This is a genomic window from Anabaena sp. EIM26 (assembly GCF_057568715.1).
In genome coordinates, this window is sequence record NZ_CM172472.1 from 2,182,766 (window position 1) to 2,200,435 (window position 17,670).

General features: G+C 38.8%; 14 protein-coding genes. 2 read left to right on the forward strand and 12 right to left on the reverse strand.

The annotated features are described in order from the left end of the window. Positions 1 to 378 precede the first annotated feature (378 nt). The 4 genes from AC012T_RS09435 to AC012T_RS09450 form a co-directional block, all read right to left on the reverse strand. Positions 379 to 540, reverse strand: coding sequence for a hypothetical protein (locus AC012T_RS09435; protein ID WP_487065121.1), 162 nt, complete (start codon positions 538 to 540; stop codon positions 379 to 381). 20 nt (positions 541 to 560) lie between these two features. Then, positions 561 to 3,563, reverse strand: a complete 3,003-nt coding sequence (locus AC012T_RS09440; RefSeq protein ID WP_487065123.1) for a UPF0182 family protein — start codon at positions 3,561 to 3,563, stop codon at positions 561 to 563. A 182-nt stretch (positions 3,564 to 3,745) separates the two neighbouring features. Continuing rightward, on the reverse strand, positions 3,746 to 5,323 hold the full coding sequence (locus AC012T_RS09445; protein ID WP_487065125.1) for a CHAT domain-containing protein: 1,578 nt from the start codon (positions 5,321 to 5,323) through the stop codon (positions 3,746 to 3,748). 30 nt (positions 5,324 to 5,353) lie between these two features. Beyond that, on the reverse strand, positions 5,354 to 6,343 hold the full coding sequence (locus AC012T_RS09450; protein ID WP_487065127.1) for a hypothetical protein: 990 nt from the start codon (positions 6,341 to 6,343) through the stop codon (positions 5,354 to 5,356). Positions 6,344 to 6,795: 452 nt separating this feature from the next. Between AC012T_RS09450 and AC012T_RS09455 the strand changes: the two genes are divergently transcribed. Both AC012T_RS09455 and AC012T_RS09460 read left to right on the forward strand, forming a co-directional pair. Continuing rightward, positions 6,796 to 7,221: a cyclic nucleotide-binding domain-containing protein gene (locus AC012T_RS09455; RefSeq protein ID WP_015213252.1), complete on the forward strand. Its 426-nt coding sequence runs from the start codon at positions 6,796 to 6,798 to the stop codon at positions 7,219 to 7,221. A 15-nt stretch (positions 7,222 to 7,236) separates the two neighbouring features. Continuing rightward, positions 7,237 to 8,253 (forward strand): hypothetical protein, encoded by a 1,017-nt coding sequence (locus AC012T_RS09460; RefSeq protein ID WP_487065129.1) that lies wholly within the window; start codon positions 7,237 to 7,239, stop codon positions 8,251 to 8,253. Positions 8,254 to 8,276: 23 nt separating this feature from the next. Here AC012T_RS09460 and AC012T_RS09465 read toward each other — a convergent pair whose 3' ends face one another. The 8 genes from AC012T_RS09465 to AC012T_RS09500 form a co-directional block, all read right to left on the reverse strand. Then, positions 8,277 to 9,668, reverse strand: coding sequence for a cobyrinic acid a,c-diamide synthase CobB (locus AC012T_RS09465; protein WP_487065131.1), 1,392 nt, complete (start codon positions 9,666 to 9,668; stop codon positions 8,277 to 8,279). A gap of 161 nt (positions 9,669 to 9,829) precedes the next feature. Continuing rightward, on the reverse strand, positions 9,830 to 10,303 hold the full coding sequence (locus AC012T_RS09470) for a DUF4231 domain-containing protein (protein ID WP_487065133.1): 474 nt from the start codon (positions 10,301 to 10,303) through the stop codon (positions 9,830 to 9,832). A 380-nt stretch (positions 10,304 to 10,683) separates the two neighbouring features. Continuing rightward, positions 10,684 to 12,060, reverse strand: coding sequence for a glucose-6-phosphate dehydrogenase assembly protein OpcA (gene opcA / locus AC012T_RS09475; RefSeq protein ID WP_487065135.1), 1,377 nt, complete (start codon positions 12,058 to 12,060; stop codon positions 10,684 to 10,686). A gap of 180 nt (positions 12,061 to 12,240) precedes the next feature. Beyond that, a complete protein-coding gene (gene zwf / locus AC012T_RS09480) occupies positions 12,241 to 13,770 on the reverse strand; it encodes a glucose-6-phosphate dehydrogenase (RefSeq protein WP_487065137.1) in 1,530 nt (509 codons plus the stop codon). A 107-nt stretch (positions 13,771 to 13,877) separates the two neighbouring features. After that, complete coding sequence (gene tal / locus AC012T_RS09485; RefSeq protein ID WP_487065139.1) at positions 13,878 to 15,026, reverse strand: transaldolase; 1,149 nt, start codon at positions 15,024 to 15,026, stop codon at positions 13,878 to 13,880. A 207-nt stretch (positions 15,027 to 15,233) separates the two neighbouring features. Then, the gene (gene fbp, locus AC012T_RS09490) at positions 15,234 to 16,283 is read right to left on the reverse strand and encodes a class 1 fructose-bisphosphatase (RefSeq protein WP_487065141.1); all 1,050 of its coding nucleotides are present in this window, start codon (positions 16,281 to 16,283) and stop codon (positions 15,234 to 15,236) included. Between the two features lie 402 nt (positions 16,284 to 16,685). Further along, a complete protein-coding gene (locus AC012T_RS09495) occupies positions 16,686 to 16,970 on the reverse strand; it encodes an RNA-binding regulator (RefSeq protein ID WP_438889281.1) in 285 nt (94 codons plus the stop codon). Between the two features lie 398 nt (positions 16,971 to 17,368). Continuing rightward, a complete protein-coding gene (locus AC012T_RS09500; RefSeq protein WP_487065143.1) occupies positions 17,369 to 17,581 on the reverse strand; it encodes a ssl0294 family protein in 213 nt (70 codons plus the stop codon). Positions 17,582 to 17,670: the final 89 nt, after the last annotated feature.

Sequence of the window (17,670 nt, forward strand, 5' to 3'; positions counted from 1 at the left end):
TAGTTTCCTGGTTGGTGGTTGTAACAATTTCGATATTGATACGTTAGGGTGATTTTTCATAACAATTCGTATAGTAGGTTACGAAATTTGAGTAATCATGCAGAAACCGGATAAGGTGTTTGCGGTTTTTGCATACTTTATTAGCATTACTGAGTTTTGGAAAGGGTAAATATTGCATTCTCAATAATAATTCAACGCGGATGAACGCAGATATTTTTGGAATTTGATAGAATAGGAATAAATGATAATTTCAATGGAGGAAATATTATGTTATTAACTGAAAATCAACAAGAATATATGGTTCTTGCGTCTCTTTTATGGTGAAAACTAAAATTATTAAGATTTAATGCCGAATGCAAATATAACTGCTGATAGATTTCATGTTATTAAATCTGTCAGTGCTGCTTCCCAGTCTTCCTGACTAGCAGAAATGTTTTCAATTAAAGATTCAAGATAAACTTCTACTGATACACCTTTTGCAGCAGCTTCAGCAAGAAGACGAGCTTCGATTTCTGGCTTTAATTGTAGTTGTATGGTCATTTTTATTTCCCAATTACGAATTATTCCGGTGGTATTCCTTCTTCTTCTAGAGGACGAATAATTGGCAGTGCTGGTGTTTCCTCTGGTTGAAAAATTCCCTGTAAGGCTTGTTCTAAAGTTTGTGCCATGACAATGCGATTTTCATAAGCAACAACTACCCTGACTAAAGTTGGTAAACTATTCTGTGTTGCTTCTAAATAAATTGGTTCAACATACAATAAAGATTGTTCAATGGGAACAATTAAAAGATTACCTTGAATTGCTCTGGAACCTTGACGATTCCATAGAGAAATTTGTTGAGAAATAACGGGATCTTGGTTAATTCTGGCTTCTATTTGTTCTGGCCCATAAATCAAACGTTCTTTAGGAAAGTTATAAAGCAGTAATTTACCGTAGTTCTCTCCATCAGAACGTGCTGCTAACCAAGCAATTAAATTTGTTCTTTCTTTTGGTGTGTAGGGAATTAATAAAATAAATTCTTCAAAGGGAACATTAGGAAGACTGGTTATTAAATAATAAGGTTCAAGCTGACGAGGTTCAGTACCGTAGATTTCTTTGGGAATTTGCCATTGATCTTCCCTGTTATAAAATACTTGGGGGTTAGTGATGTGATAGGTCATTAACCGCTCAGATTGAATTTTGAAAAAGTCCACTGGATAGCGGATATGACTGCGGAGATTTACAGGCATATTTGCCAGTGGTTGGAACATTTGAGGGAAGATTTTTGACCAGGAATTAATTAGAGGATCTTGAGGTTGAGCAATGTAAAATCTGACTGTGCCGTTGTAAGCATCAATTACGACTTTAACGGAGTTACGAATATAGTTGATACCTTCATTATTTTGATCTGAGTAGGGATAGCGATCGCTTGTTGTGTAAGCATCTACTATCCAATAAAGATAATTATTAGCTCCTGGAAATTGATTTTTTTGATTGCCAGTATAGGGATTAGCAGCTACTAAATAAGGCTCACTGTCAAATTTTAAGAAGGGTGCGATCGCACGAATGCGTTGGTTAATGTTGCGTCGGAATAATACTTTTGTTTCAGGTAGAAAATTCCGGGTAAATATCATTTGCCAGTCTTTTAAGTAGGTAGCAAATAGCCATCTTCTCCACGGTGAACCAATTCTAATTCCACCTGCACCATCATAACTGGTGTAAACGTTATCGCTGCCGCTGGGATAATCTAATTCTCTAACTTTCGTGCCAGTCATGACATGAGTATTAGAAATTTCGCCGTAATAAATTCGCGGTTTACCTATGGGAATACTTTCCCGAATGGCTGCACTGGAAGTAGTTAGCGCACTATCATTACCGCTAATATCTTTGACAAAATATTCTGGTAAACCACCAGGTGCAACTGTATTTACAGGACTCATGGTAAAGCCATAACCGTGGGTGTAAATTAAGTTGCGGTTTACCCATGTCTGTGCTTGCTGTGGGACGGAAGTATAGTCTAATTCTCTGGCAGCAATTAGTACTTGACGTTTTTCTGTTGATGGTGTTGCTTCTTGGTTGGGTTCGGTTTTGATTATATAACGATCAATATCGGCATCAGGAAATTGATAATAAGGACGAATTTGTTGTAGTTGTCTGTTAGTTTTTAATAATGGCTCTTGATCCCAAAGACGAATGTTGCGAATTGTGAGGTTATTAGCTTGAAGATCAGCTTCAGTTAATTTTCCTTGGGGGTTAAAGGTTTGAGAATCAATTGCTTCTAAATCGAATGCTTGACGAGTGAGCGCAATGGTACGTTGAATATAAGGTTGCTCTCGCTGCAATTCATTGGGTTGAACTATTAAAGATTGGACAACAGCGGGAACTACGATATCTCCTAAAATTATCAAACTGAGATACGCACCCAAGCTGTAAAGTACCCATTGATGATGCCCAGATTTGGGTTTCCAAAATATAGTTTGCCATAGTAGGTAAAATGCGATCGCTACAGCGAGAACACATAACATGGTGTCCGCTGGCAATTGTACCTTAGCATCGGTGTAACTAGCGCCGAAACTCACCCCACGGGGAGAATAAACGAGTTCATAACGACTTAGCCAATAACTGAAGGCTACCACCAACATCAAACAGCCACCCAAGCCGAATAGATGACGTTTCTGTGGTGGGGAGAAGCCAGGGAAAATGCCTTGACTGAGACTATCTCCTGATAAAAGATAGGTGAGAGTGACGGAGATAAAGCTATATAAACATAATCCTATTAGCCAAAAAGCCAACAGTTCCCAGATGGGGAGAGAAAATATATAAAAGCTGAGATCCTTACCAAATAAAGGTTCTGTGCTGTTGAAAGAGGTGGTATGAAAGTAAAGGAGAATTTTAGACCAATTTTGAGATAGTATCCAGCCAAAACCGAGACTAAAGACAAGTGCGATCGCTCTGAGCAAAAACTGAGAATATACTAAAAGAGCGATCGTAAAGCCGACTAAAGGTATCACCATGGCCACAGCCAAACCAAAATCCCAAGTTTGAGAAACAATCCTGCTACTCAACTGCAAAACTATCTCTGGTCTAAATAAAATAGTAAAAGGCGAGTTAACCTGATCAACTTCTCCATACCAGTAACTCAAAGCCACTTTTCCATAATGCGTCACCATTAACCCCAGCAACAAACTCAAGCCTAATGTTAGGGGTAACAGCCAGCGCAATCTCATTTGTCTGTTTCCTACCTCAATTGGGAGACTTTCATAGACTCTGCCATGCTGGGAACTCGGAAAGTTTATCAGCTCCCTACCCAGTCTTTTTTCTCCACTTATGATCGACTCACTTTTAAGAGACGAGGGATATCTCCAACGTTGTGCTACAGCAAGATTCCCCAACAGATAGATAACACTGACACTAACAACACTCACCCATAAAACACCCTGAGTTATTAACCGCAGCAGAAATGTTTGCAAATAGCCAATTTCTTGAAACCAAAAAATCTCAGCCCCCAGATGGGAACCTAAATCCAAAGTTATCCACAACCCCAGGCAGAGGATAATAACTCTAAAGCACCATTTCCAAAACATTCCTTTTACACTGCTGAATTGTGATCAAAACCAAGCTGAATTGTAAGAATTGAGGAGTCAGGAGTCAGGAGAAAGAAGGAAAAAAGGAAGAAGAATATTTTTCTCTTTCGTTCTCTGTTCCCTGCTATATCAAACATTCTGTATCCTGAATCCTTACGCTGAATGTAGATAACTGGCTATGGTTAATTCCAGTTACCAATCATTGTAAAAGCAGACCAATAGTATGGATGGGATAAGTTTATCTTACCTAAATTAACCAGTTCTGGCGGTAGAGCAATAGGCTTTTCTGGTGATAGATATAATTCTTTATCAGTTATCCGTACTTCCCCCTTCAGCATAGCTAACTGAGCTTGCCTAAGAGATTCAGATCGCAAGGAAGTAGCGCTTAACTGATCATAAAATTTAGTCATCAGTGCCAGAGAGCCTTGATCACTCACATACCAAAGACTACCCAAAACTGATTTTACCCCTGCTTGTACAGCTAAACCAGAAAATCCAAATTCTGCCTCCTGGCTACCCAAAGCAGTTCTACAAGCACTCAAAACTAGCATTTCTACCTTTGGATCTTTACTCCATCCTAATTTCTGAGATATATTTCTCAACTGATCTATGTGAATTTTTTGATTCCAAAATTGAAGGTAAGAGTTACTAATTTTTCCAGATTTAAAATCACCATGAGTTGCTAAGTGCAAAATTCCAAAATGCTTCTTAAGACTGAGAGATTCGAGATTCTCTAACGTTGATTCTTGATCTAATAATATCTGACTTTGACTGCGCCAAATATTTTTACTCACTGTGTTGATTTCTAATGGTACAGATGGTAAAGGATCTTGCCCTTCTGTACTTTTCGATATTCCCAATGCCAAAATATCAGAATTAACTATGGGAATGTAACGGGTATCAGTGAGGCTAAAACTAGGAATAATACCCACACTATATTTTTCAATTAGAAACTGTTTTCCATCATATAAAGCAGCTACAGGAAGAGAGCGTAACCCGCTATCCATTGCAAATATTACAGTATTTATTTTATTTACTTCTAAGGCTGATTCTATGGGATAAATTATCCATTTATATAGCTTTTCAGCACTCATAAAGTAATCTTTATCTCTAAAATTAGTAACTTTAGAGCGAAACTCTTGAGCAATTTTTTGAATATTGCTGCTGTTAGCTTCTACCACAGATTTACGGACAATTTCACCAACTTTTAGTGGAATTTCTTGTGATAGCAGTAAAGAACTATCTTTCAAGCTTTTGGTATTGTTTAATAAATCTTTCTCTTGTGGTTTTGGGGGAATGAGAATCAAGCTGAGTTGATCTTTTAGCGAAGTTACATAAAGAACTGCTGCATTTCTTCCTGTCAATTTAGACAGCTTACTCAGATTATCAGCAATTTCTTCAGAGGAACTAATTTCGCCAAAAAAATCAGTCCCAAGATATGCCCCATATTCTACTGCATTCAGTTCTTCAAGCTGTGCAACTGCTTCATCGGGTGTTGTATTATCAAAATTATTATCAAAGACTTCACGATCAATGATTAGATTATTAGGCAGATCATTAGGATTAACAATTTCTTGAGGATCAGGATTAGTAATATCTGACTGATTACCTGATGGCTCATTAGGATTAACAATTTCTTGAGGATCAGGATTAGTAATATCTGACTGGTTTCCTACTTGAGCTTGAACAGATTTAAAGAATAATAAAATTAAAATAACTGATAAAAAAATAGAGAAAAATGAACGCGTAAATTTAATCATTGTTATCCTAATCTTTGGTGATAAATTTAGTTAAAAAGAAATGCTATAACCAATTCCTAATATAAATCGTACACCATCACCCGCATTGCCAGTAATATCGCTAATACCTGGAGTTATAACTAAAGGAATTTTCTTAAATGGAGCTACAGATACACCTAAACCTAAATCTTGTCCACTCCATTCAACAATTGTCGTCACTGGTTGAGCAACTTTCAAAGCCACACTACCAAAAACACCGATAGAATCAATATTATTTCTAATATCTGATTCTGAACGAAACTGTCCCCCACCAACACCAGCAGAGACATAAAGCCTACTAAACGGTTTGCTGTCGCTATCTTGGAGACGGAACATTTTTGTAATCACACCGTAACCAGATGTACCCCCATCAGTACTACCAAAAGTCACTAAATTCTTAACACCAACAGCTACAGCTAAATCGTATGGAAGTTGGCGATGTAATTTCAAACTAATGTTTCCATCTTCAAAAGAACTTATGTCAACAACGCCTATATTGACATCTAAGCCAACTAATTTTTTCCCATCACCAAAACCAATACCAACCCCTAAAACTCCATCAGCTGTATCAGTAAAGCGAGCGCGAGATTGTAATCCCACCCCAAAAGAAGCTCTCCCCCAGGATTTACCATAAGCTGATGGCGTGAGCATAGTAATACCCGCAGATGGCAGCGGTCGCGCTTTTTTCTTTTCTAAAACTAAGGGCAGCTTTTGTGGTTTAAACGGTTTTTGTTCCGGGTATGTAGGCTCTGTTTGTAAGCTATTTTTACGAATTGGATCAACACTTTTATCTGTATCTGTCTCAGGTAATTGACTTAAGGAATTAGCCGACTCTTCTATTGCTGTTGGTGTGATTTGATTTTTAGATACTTGGCTCAGTTCTGTGGAGAAAAACTCATTGAGAGGGTTTGGATCTGAAAACTGACTCGTGGTTAATTGATGATTGTAGATAATTTCACTGTACAGATAATTGTCAATTTCTATGTAAGAATAATTTTCCATAAAGTACATAATTATACCCTTGAGAGAAGATGCTGTAAATCAAGAAATGTCAATTAGCTGTATCATATAGTGTGGATGAAAATTTACCACTCTATCTATGCTGGCAAGATGAAAAAATTATTTATACCTGATGGTGGTGGTTATTATATCAATAATCCTGGTAATTTTTTAACTTTTTTGAGAATAAGTTTACTTATGACTGAGGCGTTCAGTAACTGTTTTAATTTTATGATGAAGACTTAAAAAGTTGATAGTTTTGATGATGATCAACCAGCAGACATTTACTGGTATAAAATAAATATAATGATCATCTGAGTTGCACGTTTCCCTCATAGGGTTTGTCACGACTGATTAAAAATCTGGTTAAATCTAGATGTACGCAGAGCGTTCCCGCAGGGTAAGCTGATTACGGTTTGATACTTGTACTGGTGTTTTATTTATAATTTGTAATTATGCTCACTAGCGTTGATCGTTTGTTATTTGTCCGGCGCGTTCCCATTTTTAATGAATTACGAGATGATTTTGTGGTCAGACTGGCTTCTGTAATGAATGAGTTATCGTATCCTGCTAATTACAGCATTTTTAAACAAGGAGAAGAAGGGCGATCGCTCTATATTGTGGTATCAGGTAAGGTCAAAGTCCATATTGGGGACACAAAATTAGCAGAAGTCGAGCAGGGGAAATACTTTGGAGAAATGGCAGTATTTGATACTCAACCCCGTTCAGCTACCGCTACAACTCTAGAATCTTGTGAATGTTTGGAACTCACCCAAGAACAACTTTATGATGCGATTGAAGAAACTCCAGAAATTGCAGTAAATATTATTCGTGAACTATCTCGTATAATTCGCCGACTGAATGAAAGTATTAGTCATTAGTCAAAGCTTAATTCAATGATGTTTGCAACTTATTTTCATCCGCACACCTGCCAAACCTCTAAAGCCATTAATTCGATTTCTTTTGTAGGTTACTCATTTCCTCATTACAATCATATCAGACAAGAAATTGCTAAAAAAATCACTATTTATCCATCTTTGCCTGTTAAAAAAGTTAAATATAGTGAATATCTGCGAGTTCATAGTCATGATTATCTACAAAAGTTAATTTTCAAAGCATTGGGAAAACCACTTAATGAATCATTGTGTTCCTTACCACTTATGGGTATTGAATGCGAAGGGTTGGAATATTGCCTACCCGGTTATTTATACGGCTTGGGGGGAATATTTGCTGCTATAGATGAAATGAAAAAAGGACGTTTAGAACGTGCCTACTGTTTTTGTTTAGGAGGACATCATGCACATAGAAACTGGGGACATGGATATTGTTTACTTAACCCTTTAGCAACAGCAGCAAAATATGCTCAGTCTCAAGGTTTACATAAAATATTAATTATAGATTGGGATATTCATCATGGAGATGGTACGCAGTCAATTTTTAGCTGTGAAGATAATGTTTATTGCATTAGTATCCATACTGCCGTTGATATATATATGTCTAAAGCTTCTAATTTAAGCTATGGTACAACGACGATGGCAGAAAAAATTGGACATTGTAATATTCCTCTGATTTCTGAGGTAATAACACCAGATATTATTGCCAAAATAGGACTAGACGGGAAATTTTACCGAAGTTATGAGAGTTTATCAACCTTCCGTCATGCTTTAGAAAATTTACCCTGGAATCCTGATTTAATTTTCATCTTTTCTGGGTATGACTCACATCGAGATGATTGTGGTAAAGGCATTACAGATTGGACAAATAGAGACTTTCAAGAATTAACTAAATATGTTTTAGATTTAGCTAAAAAAGTATCCTGTCCAGTTATTTCCAGGCATGGCGGTGGATATTATACACCTGTGACCATATCAGCAGCATTAAGTCATATAGAAGTTTTAGCTAATTATAAATAACTCTTAAATCATCCTGAAAAATTTTATTCACCAAATTTTTGAGCTTGTTGCAGAAACATTTGGGGAATTGCTAAACTTTCTCCCCAATGTTGATGAATGTATGAAGCATGAACATTAGGTAAATTCCAACCTTCAAATCCTGTATTTTCTTCACAATCATAACGATAAGTATCAAATAATGGTTGTTGAGGATGAGTAATTAAATGAGAACGATGAAATTCATGTCCATAAATATTTGTTCCTGCATCGAATAAGAAACTATTTTGTAAAGCTATCCCATGACGATATCCTAAAGTTAACTTTTTATCCATTTGTGCTGATGTTGGTAAAATTCCCACCATCGACCAAGATTTACCTTCAAAATCAATAATATTTTCACATAAATACATCAATCCTCCACATTCAGCAATTGTGGGCATTCCGGCTAAAATAGCTGTTTTTACTTCTTTTATCACGCTGGTATTTGCAGCTAATTGTTGTGCAAATACTTCAGGAAATCCGCCACCAAAATAAAGTCCTTGGATATTTTTTGGGAATTCTGTATTTTCTAAAGGACTCCAAAAGACCAATTCTGCACCTAATTGTTCCAGTAAATCTAAATTGTCTTGATAGTAAAAATTAAAAGCTTTATCTCTGGCAACGGCAATTCTGATTTGAGATTTGAGATGGGGGATTTTGGATTTGGGAGATTGAGGATTAATAACTGAAATTGGAGATACTTGAAGTAGTGGTAATAATCTTTGCCAATCAAAGCAATTATCACCTAAATCTGCCAAGCGATTGACGATATTATTTAATTGGGGAAGTTCTGCTGTAGGGACTAAACCTAAATGACGGTCGGGTATAGTGATGTTATCTTGTCTTCGTAAAACGCCGAGAATAGGCAATTGTAGTGGTTTTAGGGAATCTTTGAGCAGGGATAAATGGCGATCGCTTCCCACTTGATTCAATACTAACCCAGCAATCTTAATTCTACTATCCAAAAAACAATAGCCGTGTGCGATCGCAGCCACCGAACCAGACAACCGGCTACAATCAATCACCAAGATCACAGGAATGTCTAATAAACGTGCTACGTGCGCCGTACTCGCAAAATCAGTTGGTAATTGTTTTTCTCCTTCCCCAGTTCCCTTAATTCCATCAAATAAACCCATCACCCCCTCAACCAAAGCATATTCACACCCAGGGGAATGATGATGAAAACATTCCTGTACATAACTTTCCGAAGTCAGCACAGGATCTAAATTTCGACAAGCAAGACCAGTAACATACTTATGAAACATCGGGTCAATATAATCTGGCCCTACCTTAAAAGATTGCACCTTTGCACCACGACGACACAAAGACGCTAAAAGGGTAAGTGTCACAGTTGTCTTACCCACACCACTACGTTCACCAGCAATAATTATAGACATTGGTAATGAGAATTATTTCATCGACATTTTTACTATAAACGCCAATTATCTAGTTTTAGTGAATAACCTAAATTATATATTCCACATTCCGCAGATGTAATTCATCTTAATTCACTTTTTATTACAATATAAAAGAGATGTAAGAGCCTTAATTTCTTTAATCAAAGTAGATTCTCAAGCTCATCTTCACTATTTTTAGGAAGGAGCTTATTTTTCATAATAACGGTACTCCACTGTTTTACCTGATCCAAATGTAATCTGTTTATTCGAGTTGTAAAAGTCTCAATTGCTTTATCATCATTCACGCGATAATATTCTGTAACACCAATTTCAAAAGCTATTAATTCAGCTTCAAGAGCTTCTTGAGTGGCTTTACTAATTACCCAATTCTCTTGCCACCGGAATACTGCTAGACCACCAGTAATAGAAGCCAATGCCGGAGGAATTGCTTGTAGTATCTTTGGCGCATTTCCCAATATAAGAAGAGGAGTCACAGCAGACAAAATTACAGTAGCAGACTGTGAAGCATACCAGGTGTTACGATAACTCTTCCGGCAACTTTTGTAATACTCAATTAAGTCTTGACAATAAGTAATTGCCTTTGCTCTAATGTGGGTTTCTTCATTGGGTTTCACTGCTATATCACTCCTCAGAAACTTATATTATAGCTATTACATTAAAGTACGAAATTTATATTCACCGCAGTATTGAAGAAGACAGATTTAACTATCTTTTTTAGTTTGTAACCGAATATCCAAAAATCTAGTAGATAAACTCTAATTGAATCTGTGAATGCTTTGGAATATCACATTGCGCCATTACCCCAAAGATTAAAAATAAAAAATACCCCCTTACATGATAGAAAGAGGGTAAAAGAGCAATTAATGAATTAAACCCTTTCATTTGCCAAAAAAATCCTTCATTCCGTGAAATCCTTAAATCTGTTAAATCAGTGATAAAAAATACCCCCTTACATGATAGAAAGAGGGTAAAAGAGCAATGAATAAATTAGCAATTACCGATTTTCCAACTTCAAAGTTTGTGCTATCACCGCCAAACTTTCCTCAAATAGTGCCTCACGACCCCAGCGTTGTACCTGTTGACTTAACAACACTTCAGCTTTCTGTTCCGAAAGTGAACTTACCTGTTGAAACAAACCAGCAGATTGAGCGCCACCGTGAGTTTCCATACGCATACAACCACCAGTTTCCGAGCAAATCACAGTACCACAATTTGCTTGGGGATTGGTAGAACTCAGACGCAAAGCAATCAAATCGCCGACAATTTCACCGATATCAGCAATGGGAACACCTGCTAATTCTGCTTCTATTTGTTTTTGGTCTTGAGCCAAAAAGCGAATGCGAGTGATATCATAATCACCACTTTCCTTAGAATAGGAAACAGCCTGCCATACCAAACGACTTGCTAACCAACCTAAAAATAGCAAGGCTTGTGCAGAGTTGCCCTTTTCATAATCAATAGTAATGCGATCGATTTCTTTCAGAGCCGCCATACGATTTGGTGCATCATAAGCTTCAGCAGTCAATTCCTGCCATGCAGCCAAACGCCGCCAGTTCAAATCAGCTAAAGGCACACCAGTTTCTACCAAATCTTGCAAGCTGAGTAAATCATCTTCTGGAGTATTAAAGTTGCAAGAATCGACAATCACATTATTGCAGACCGCTGCCAAGCGTTTGAAAAGAGGATTACCAGAATCTGGTGTTGCCTTCCACCACAGAAACTTGGGTAAACCACCAATTAACAAAGCCGGAATCATACCCCCAATTCGTTCCAAAGCAGCCGCTGTACCAGTGAGAGTAATATATTCACAACAAATCAGTGTACTAGATGATTGCTTTTGAATTGGGCAATAAGCAGAAACTTGTGCTTTTACCCCTTCATCTTCCCCAGCAATGGGACACAAAGCAATAATCCGGCAAGGATTGCGAAGAGCTATTTCATCAGCAATGGTAGGACTGGTAGCGCTGAAAGTATAGCCCATAGCAGCACCATGACTATCTCCCTGTGGTCCGCTGTGCTGATTTTTGAAATATTCCTCCCGTAATGTAGTTAGGGTTTCTGGTGTACCAATACCAGTTTCTGGGAGTCCATGCTTTTTCTGCACTTCCCGTAATGCTGTTTCAGTTTGCGGCCCCAGAATTCCATCAATAGGGCCATTGTAAAAGCCTGTTGCAGCTAATAAGTATTGGGTTTCTTCTGGTTCATAGACTACCAAAGTGAATGTTGTGGCGCGGGTAGCAGCAGGTAACGCCCCATCTTCGCCAGTAATGCCGTAACTTTGCCAAATTTGAGTCAATTCCGCTTCTATTTCTGTGAGCGAAACATCCTTAGGTGCTTGCAGTGAATAAATTGTAGGAGCTTGAGTCGCCATAGTCTATTTTGGATTTTGGATTTTGGATTTTGGATTTTCAGATTTTGGATTTCGGATTTTCAGATTTTGGATAGAGTTTGGGTAATAGTTAATCGGTAATGGTTAATGGGTAATAATTCTTTTCCAACTCACCAATTACTAATTGTTAATCCTCAATCCCCAATCCAAAATCTAAAATTCCTAGAGTCTGCGCCAACGGCGACCATCTTGGTTAATTAAGAATTCTGCTTCCGCTGGTTCCCATGTACCAGCCTCGTATTGAGGAACGGTGGTAGGATCTGCGGGTGCGTCCCAAACAGAAAGTGCTGGTGTGACTACTTGCCAAGCTGCTTCCACTTCGTCTGCCCGTGTGAAGAGTGTTTGGTCGCCCATCATGCAATCGAGGAATAGGCGGTCATAGGCATCAGAAGTAGCTTGGATACCAAAGGAACCGTAACTAAAGTCCATGTCAACTGCGCGAGTACGAAATTCTGCCCCTGGCATTTTCACATCAAACCGCAGGGAAATTCCTTCATTGGGCTGAATTCGCATTGTCAGAATGTTGGCGTTTGCCTGTTGAGCCGCAGAGGTAAACATTCTGGAGGGAACTTCACGGAAATGAATGGAAATTTCACTGACTTTTTTCGGCATCCGCTTTCCGGTTCTGAGGTAGAAAGGAACACCTTTCCAGCGCCAGTTGTCTACTAGAAACTTCATGGCTACATAGGTGGGTGTAGTAGAGTTAGGATTAACTCCTGGCTCTACGCGATATCCTGGTACTGGTTGTCCTTTCATCCAGCCAGCACTATATTGACCACGAATTGCCGAACGTGACAGATTATGAATATCGGCTAGACGAGTAGCCTGTAGTACTTTAACTTTTTCCGTGCGAATGCTGTCAGCATCCATAGCGTTGGGTGCTTCCATTGCTGTCAAGCAGTAAAGTTGCATTAAGTGATTTTGCAACATATCCCGCAGTGCGCCGGCGCTTTCATAGTAACCAGCCCGGTCTTCTACTCCGACGGTTTCGGCTACGGTAATTTGTACATGGTCAACAAATTGGCGATTCCACAAAGGTTCAAAAATGGCATTGGCAAAACGGAATACCAGCAAGTTTTGAACGGTTTCTTTACCTAAGTAGTGGTCAATGCGGTAGACTTGGTTTTCTTTGCAATATTTCTGCACTATTTGGTTCAAACTTTGGGCAGTTGCCAAATCTCGACCAAAGGGTTTTTCGATTACCAAGCGATGTTTGTAGGGATCTTCTAGCATCCCTCCGCTGCCTAGCTGTCTAATAGCTTCGGGGAAGAAGTTGGGTGCAACGGAAAGGTAGAACATCCGGTTGCCCCGTGTTCCCCGTTTTTCGTCTAATTCGGATAATAAGGTTTTCAGTTTTTGGTAGCTTTCCGGGTCGTCTATGTTACCAGGACAGTAGAATAGACCTTGGGAGAAGTCTTGCCAGAGTTCCCCTAGTTCGACACTGCTATGAGCTTCTTCCATGCCCTTCTGCATTTGTTCACGGAAGTACTCATGACTCCATTCTCGACGTGCTACACCGACAATGGTGGTTTCTGGGGGAATACGTCTTTCTCTACGTAATTTGTACAGTGCTGGTACTAGTTTGCGCCAGGTAAGATCCCCGGAAGCGCCAAAGATAACTATAATTTGGGGTTCGGGCATCCCTTGCTGTTGTAGACCAACGCGTAGGGGATTTTCTAGCAGACTGACCATAACAATTTAGGATTTTAGATTTTGGATTTTAGACTGGGGAAGGGGTATTGGGTGTAGGGTTTAGGGTAAGAGTTTTGCCCTATTCCCCATTCCCTATTCCCCATTCCCTATACTGGTGACAATAGCTTGATTTTGCCTTCTAAAGAGTTCATTAGTGACTGGAAGGGCTGGACAAATTTGTCAATACCTTCAACGAGTAGTTCGTCCATTACGGTATTGATATCAATGTTGATGTCCGGTGTGTTCAAGCTTTGTAGGAGATTGTAAGCTTCGTCTACGCCTGTTTCCAGGCGATGATCGCTGACATTACAGTGATCGGCACAAGCTTTTATTGTGGCTGGTGGTAGGGTGTTAACGGTATCTCTGCCAATTAGTTCGTTGACATACATGACATCGCTATAACTGGGATCTTTGGTGCTGGTGCTGGCCCACAGTAACCGCTGTACTTTTGCGCCTTTTGCTGCTAAGGCTTGCCAAGCATCAGTGCTGGTAATTTTTTTGTATTCTTGGTAGGCTATCTTGGCATTAGCGATCGCTATTTTACCTTTTACTGCTCGCAGCACTGCTTCATGGTTAATGTCATCAACACCTCGCTGCAATTTCGCATCTATCTTAGCGTCGATGTTGCTATCAATCCGACTCAAGAAAAAGCTGGCTACAGAGGCAATTTGGCTAATATCCCTACCTTCACTCACCCGTTTCTCTAAGCCACGAATATACGCCCAAGCTGCATTAATGTAACTTTGGACTGCAAACAACAGTGTCACGTTGACGTTAATTCCTTCAGCTATTGCTTGTTCTACAGCAGGTAAACCCGCCTCAGTTCCAGGAATTTTTATCATCACATTTTCTCGCCCAATTTCTTGGAAATAGCGACGAGCTTCAGCTATTGTGGCTTGGGTATCATGAGCTATAGTTGGTGGAACTTCAATACTCACATAACCATCTAAACCATTCGTGGCATCATAAACAGGACGCAAAATATCACAGGCATTGCGGATATCTGCAAAAATTAGAGATTCATAGATTTCGTATGTTGGTAAACCCTCACGAATTCCTGCTTCAATATCAGCATCATAAATGGCATTACCAGTAATTGCTTTTTCAAAGATGGCAGGATTGGAGGTAATACCAGAGATTCCTTGATTTTTTACCAAGTTTTCGAGTTCCCCTGATTGAATAATGTCACGGCTCAAATTATCCATCCAGATACTTTGACCGTATTGTTTAATCTCTAATAAATGATTGGTTGCCATAACTATTTTTTAACTCCTAAGTTAACAGTGTTTTTTGGTGAAGTTGAGAAAGTTCCTCAGTTGATGGCAGCTTTTGTTTTTGGCATCAACCAACTGAGATGAATCTTTAAATTCACTAACAAACATTGCTAGTCCTGCATTCCAATCCCACATTCCCAATCTTGAAATTCATTACTGGCATTAGTTAGCCGCTTTTTTCAAATTCGTCTAATGACCATTTTGAATAAAAGACTCAACCTTAGCCACATCTTTTTTACTACCAATAATTAGAGGAGTGCGTTGATGTAGTTTTTTCGGAACTACGTCCACAATCTCCACTAATCCTGTAGTTGCTCTACCCCCGGCTTGTTCAATCACAAATGCTAAAGGCGCAGATTCATAAAGTAGGCGCAATTTACCTTCTGGTTTTTGCAGAGTTCCTGGATACAGAAACACACCACCTTGAACTAAAATTCTATGAATATCACTCACCATCGCGCCACTATAACGAGCGGTATAACCTTCAGTGCGATGAACATAGCGAATGTATTCTCTAATGGATTCATCCCACTGCCAGAAGTTCCCCTCATTAACGCTGTAAACAGAACCATGATCAGGAATCTTGATATTTTCTTCTGTGAGAATAAACTCCCCTAAACTGGGATCAAGGGTAAAGGAATGAACGCCCTTACCTATAGTATAGACCAGCATCGTGCTTGGCCCGTATAGTATGTATCCAGCGGCAATTTGCTTGTGTCCGTTGGTCAGCAGATCAGTAGCTTTACCATCGCTATCATTTCCTTCCTGTTGACGGATGGAAAAAATAGAACCTAAGCTAAGATTAGTATCAGTGTTAGATGAGCCGTCAATTGGGTCATACAGCAAGGTATAACGACCAATAGGACAGTTTTCTGGAATATAGTAGGGATTTTCCATTTCCTCGGAAGCGAGGCGACAAACTAAGCCACTTTGCTTAAACACTGAGATAAATACGTCGTTGGCGTAGACATCCAATTTTTTAACAGATTCTCCCTGGACGTTAACCTCGCCAGTAAATCCCAGAACGCCTTCCATTAAGCCAGCATTGCTCATGCGACGCGCCACCAGTTTACCAGCCAACGCAATACGATTCATCAACGCACTTAAATCTTGTGCGTCTGCCGAAAAACTCTGCAATTGTTGAAGGACATGACGGGATAAGGTTGTACAATCACGATCTAGGGCTTTATCTGTAGCGTAGTTGATAGACAAATCTAAAGATTCAGAGGCGTGAGCCATTTTTGTTACTCCCTAGCGTTTTGCTGTTGGGTTGGTTTTCTCAATGGCGATTTTTGGTCGCTACCTCTATCTTAGAAAGGTATTTTGATAACTAAAGATTGATTTTAGATAAACTAAAGAATTGATATTTTGGTTTACTTCTTCAAGAAGTCGGTGATCTGGAGTATTCAGTAATTTGTCTAGCTAATAAATATTTTTTTGGGTAATTAAAGACACTGCCTAAAAACCATCATTTTTTATACATAAAAAATAGAAAGCCCCGACGAGTTTGGAGATTTGTCGGCTGTTCATAACTAGTCGGGTATATTTTTGTTGTTTCTAGTGAATTTCAGCCCATTCATCTTGTATAACTAGAAAACAATTTGCTGCAATTGCAAACTTGGTTAATTAAAAGTCCTGTCTTTACCCCCAACTACTTCTTCGGTTATCGTCCCTGCGATTATCCTCTCGTGGTTTTGCTTTATTAACTCTCAGTTGACGACCCATCCATTCTGCACCGTCTAATTCTGTAATAGCTGCATCTTCTTGTGCATCTTCGGTCATTTCAACAAAAGCAAATCCGCGCATTTTTCCGGTTTCGCGGTCAATAGGTAAAACAACTCTTTTAACTTGGCCATAATCAGCAAACACGGCTTTTAAGTCTGCTTCTGTCGCTTGGTAAGAGAGATTTCCAACGTAAATAGTCATGTGAGTCACGTAATTTTCAACAAAAAGCGATTAGTTCAGCTAGATGGAAAACAGAACTAAGCAAATTGTAAGCATTGCATAGTTTTCTCTGATTCACGGACGGAAAAAATTGCAGGAATTAACGACAATGGCTCAATATCCTCAATTTCATCTACCATCAGACTGAACATACGCATATTTTCATAATCATAACTGATTGTGACTTTTTCTCACGTATGAGATTTGACAAAGTATCTTATTCATGAAAGCGGAGATATATTTGATGATTGAGAATCTAGTTAAGTATTCTGCCGTCTTTGCAGTTATGGCAGTCAGCTTTTTAAAAAATTGATCTGAATCAGGTGATAGCAACTGCTATATTAACCGTTAACGTTTAACAGTTAACGGTTAAGAAAAGGTTAATCAATTGAAATTTGTTGAGGGCCAGAGGCTTTACCATTCTGAAGCCCAGAAGTAGTGGAACTGGTTGAACCAATATGTTGGTCTAGCCAAGTTTTAACAGGATCATCTGAGAGGTTAAGTCGCAGCACTCCAGAGAATAACCCACCAAAAAATGAGACTGGGTGCTGGGTAGCTTGTTTAAAGATGGGGGACAATTCATCTATGAACATTTAAATGTCTCCTGGTATTGCTGTAAAAATTACTATTTCTTAATCAATCGTAACTTGGAAAATGATTTCGTAGGTAAGGAGATCAGGGA

Coding starts and splice junctions, on each gene's coding strand:
- AC012T_RS09450 (WP_487065127.1), bottom strand. CDS start 6,343: ATGGAAAATTATTCTTACATAGAAATTGACAATTATCTGTACAGTGAA.
- zwf (WP_487065137.1), bottom strand. CDS start 13,770: ATGGTCAGTCTGCTAGAAAATCCCCTACGCGTTGGTCTACAACAGCAA.
- tal (WP_487065139.1), bottom strand. CDS start 15,026: ATGGCAACCAATCATTTATTAGAGATTAAACAATACGGTCAAAGTATC.
- AC012T_RS09465 (WP_487065131.1), bottom strand. CDS start 9,668: ATGTCTATAATTATTGCTGGTGAACGTAGTGGTGTGGGTAAGACAACT.
- opcA (WP_487065135.1), bottom strand. CDS start 12,060: ATGGCGACTCAAGCTCCTACAATTTATTCACTGCAAGCACCTAAGGAT.
- fbp (WP_487065141.1), bottom strand. CDS start 16,283: ATGGCTCACGCCTCTGAATCTTTAGATTTGTCTATCAACTACGCTACA.
- AC012T_RS09440 (WP_487065123.1), bottom strand. CDS start 3,563: ATGTTTTGGAAATGGTGCTTTAGAGTTATTATCCTCTGCCTGGGGTTG.
- AC012T_RS09445 (WP_487065125.1), bottom strand. CDS start 5,323: ATGATTAAATTTACGCGTTCATTTTTCTCTATTTTTTTATCAGTTATT.
- AC012T_RS09500 (WP_487065143.1), bottom strand. CDS start 17,581: ATGTTCATAGATGAATTGTCCCCCATCTTTAAACAAGCTACCCAGCAC.
- AC012T_RS09460 (WP_487065129.1), top strand. CDS start 7,237: ATGATGTTTGCAACTTATTTTCATCCGCACACCTGCCAAACCTCTAAA.
- AC012T_RS09495 (WP_438889281.1), bottom strand. CDS start 16,970: ATGACTATTTACGTTGGAAATCTCTCTTACCAAGCGACAGAAGCAGAC.
- AC012T_RS09455 (WP_015213252.1), top strand. CDS start 6,796: ATGCTCACTAGCGTTGATCGTTTGTTATTTGTCCGGCGCGTTCCCATT.
- AC012T_RS09435 (WP_487065121.1), bottom strand. CDS start 540: ATGACCATACAACTACAATTAAAGCCAGAAATCGAAGCTCGTCTTCTT.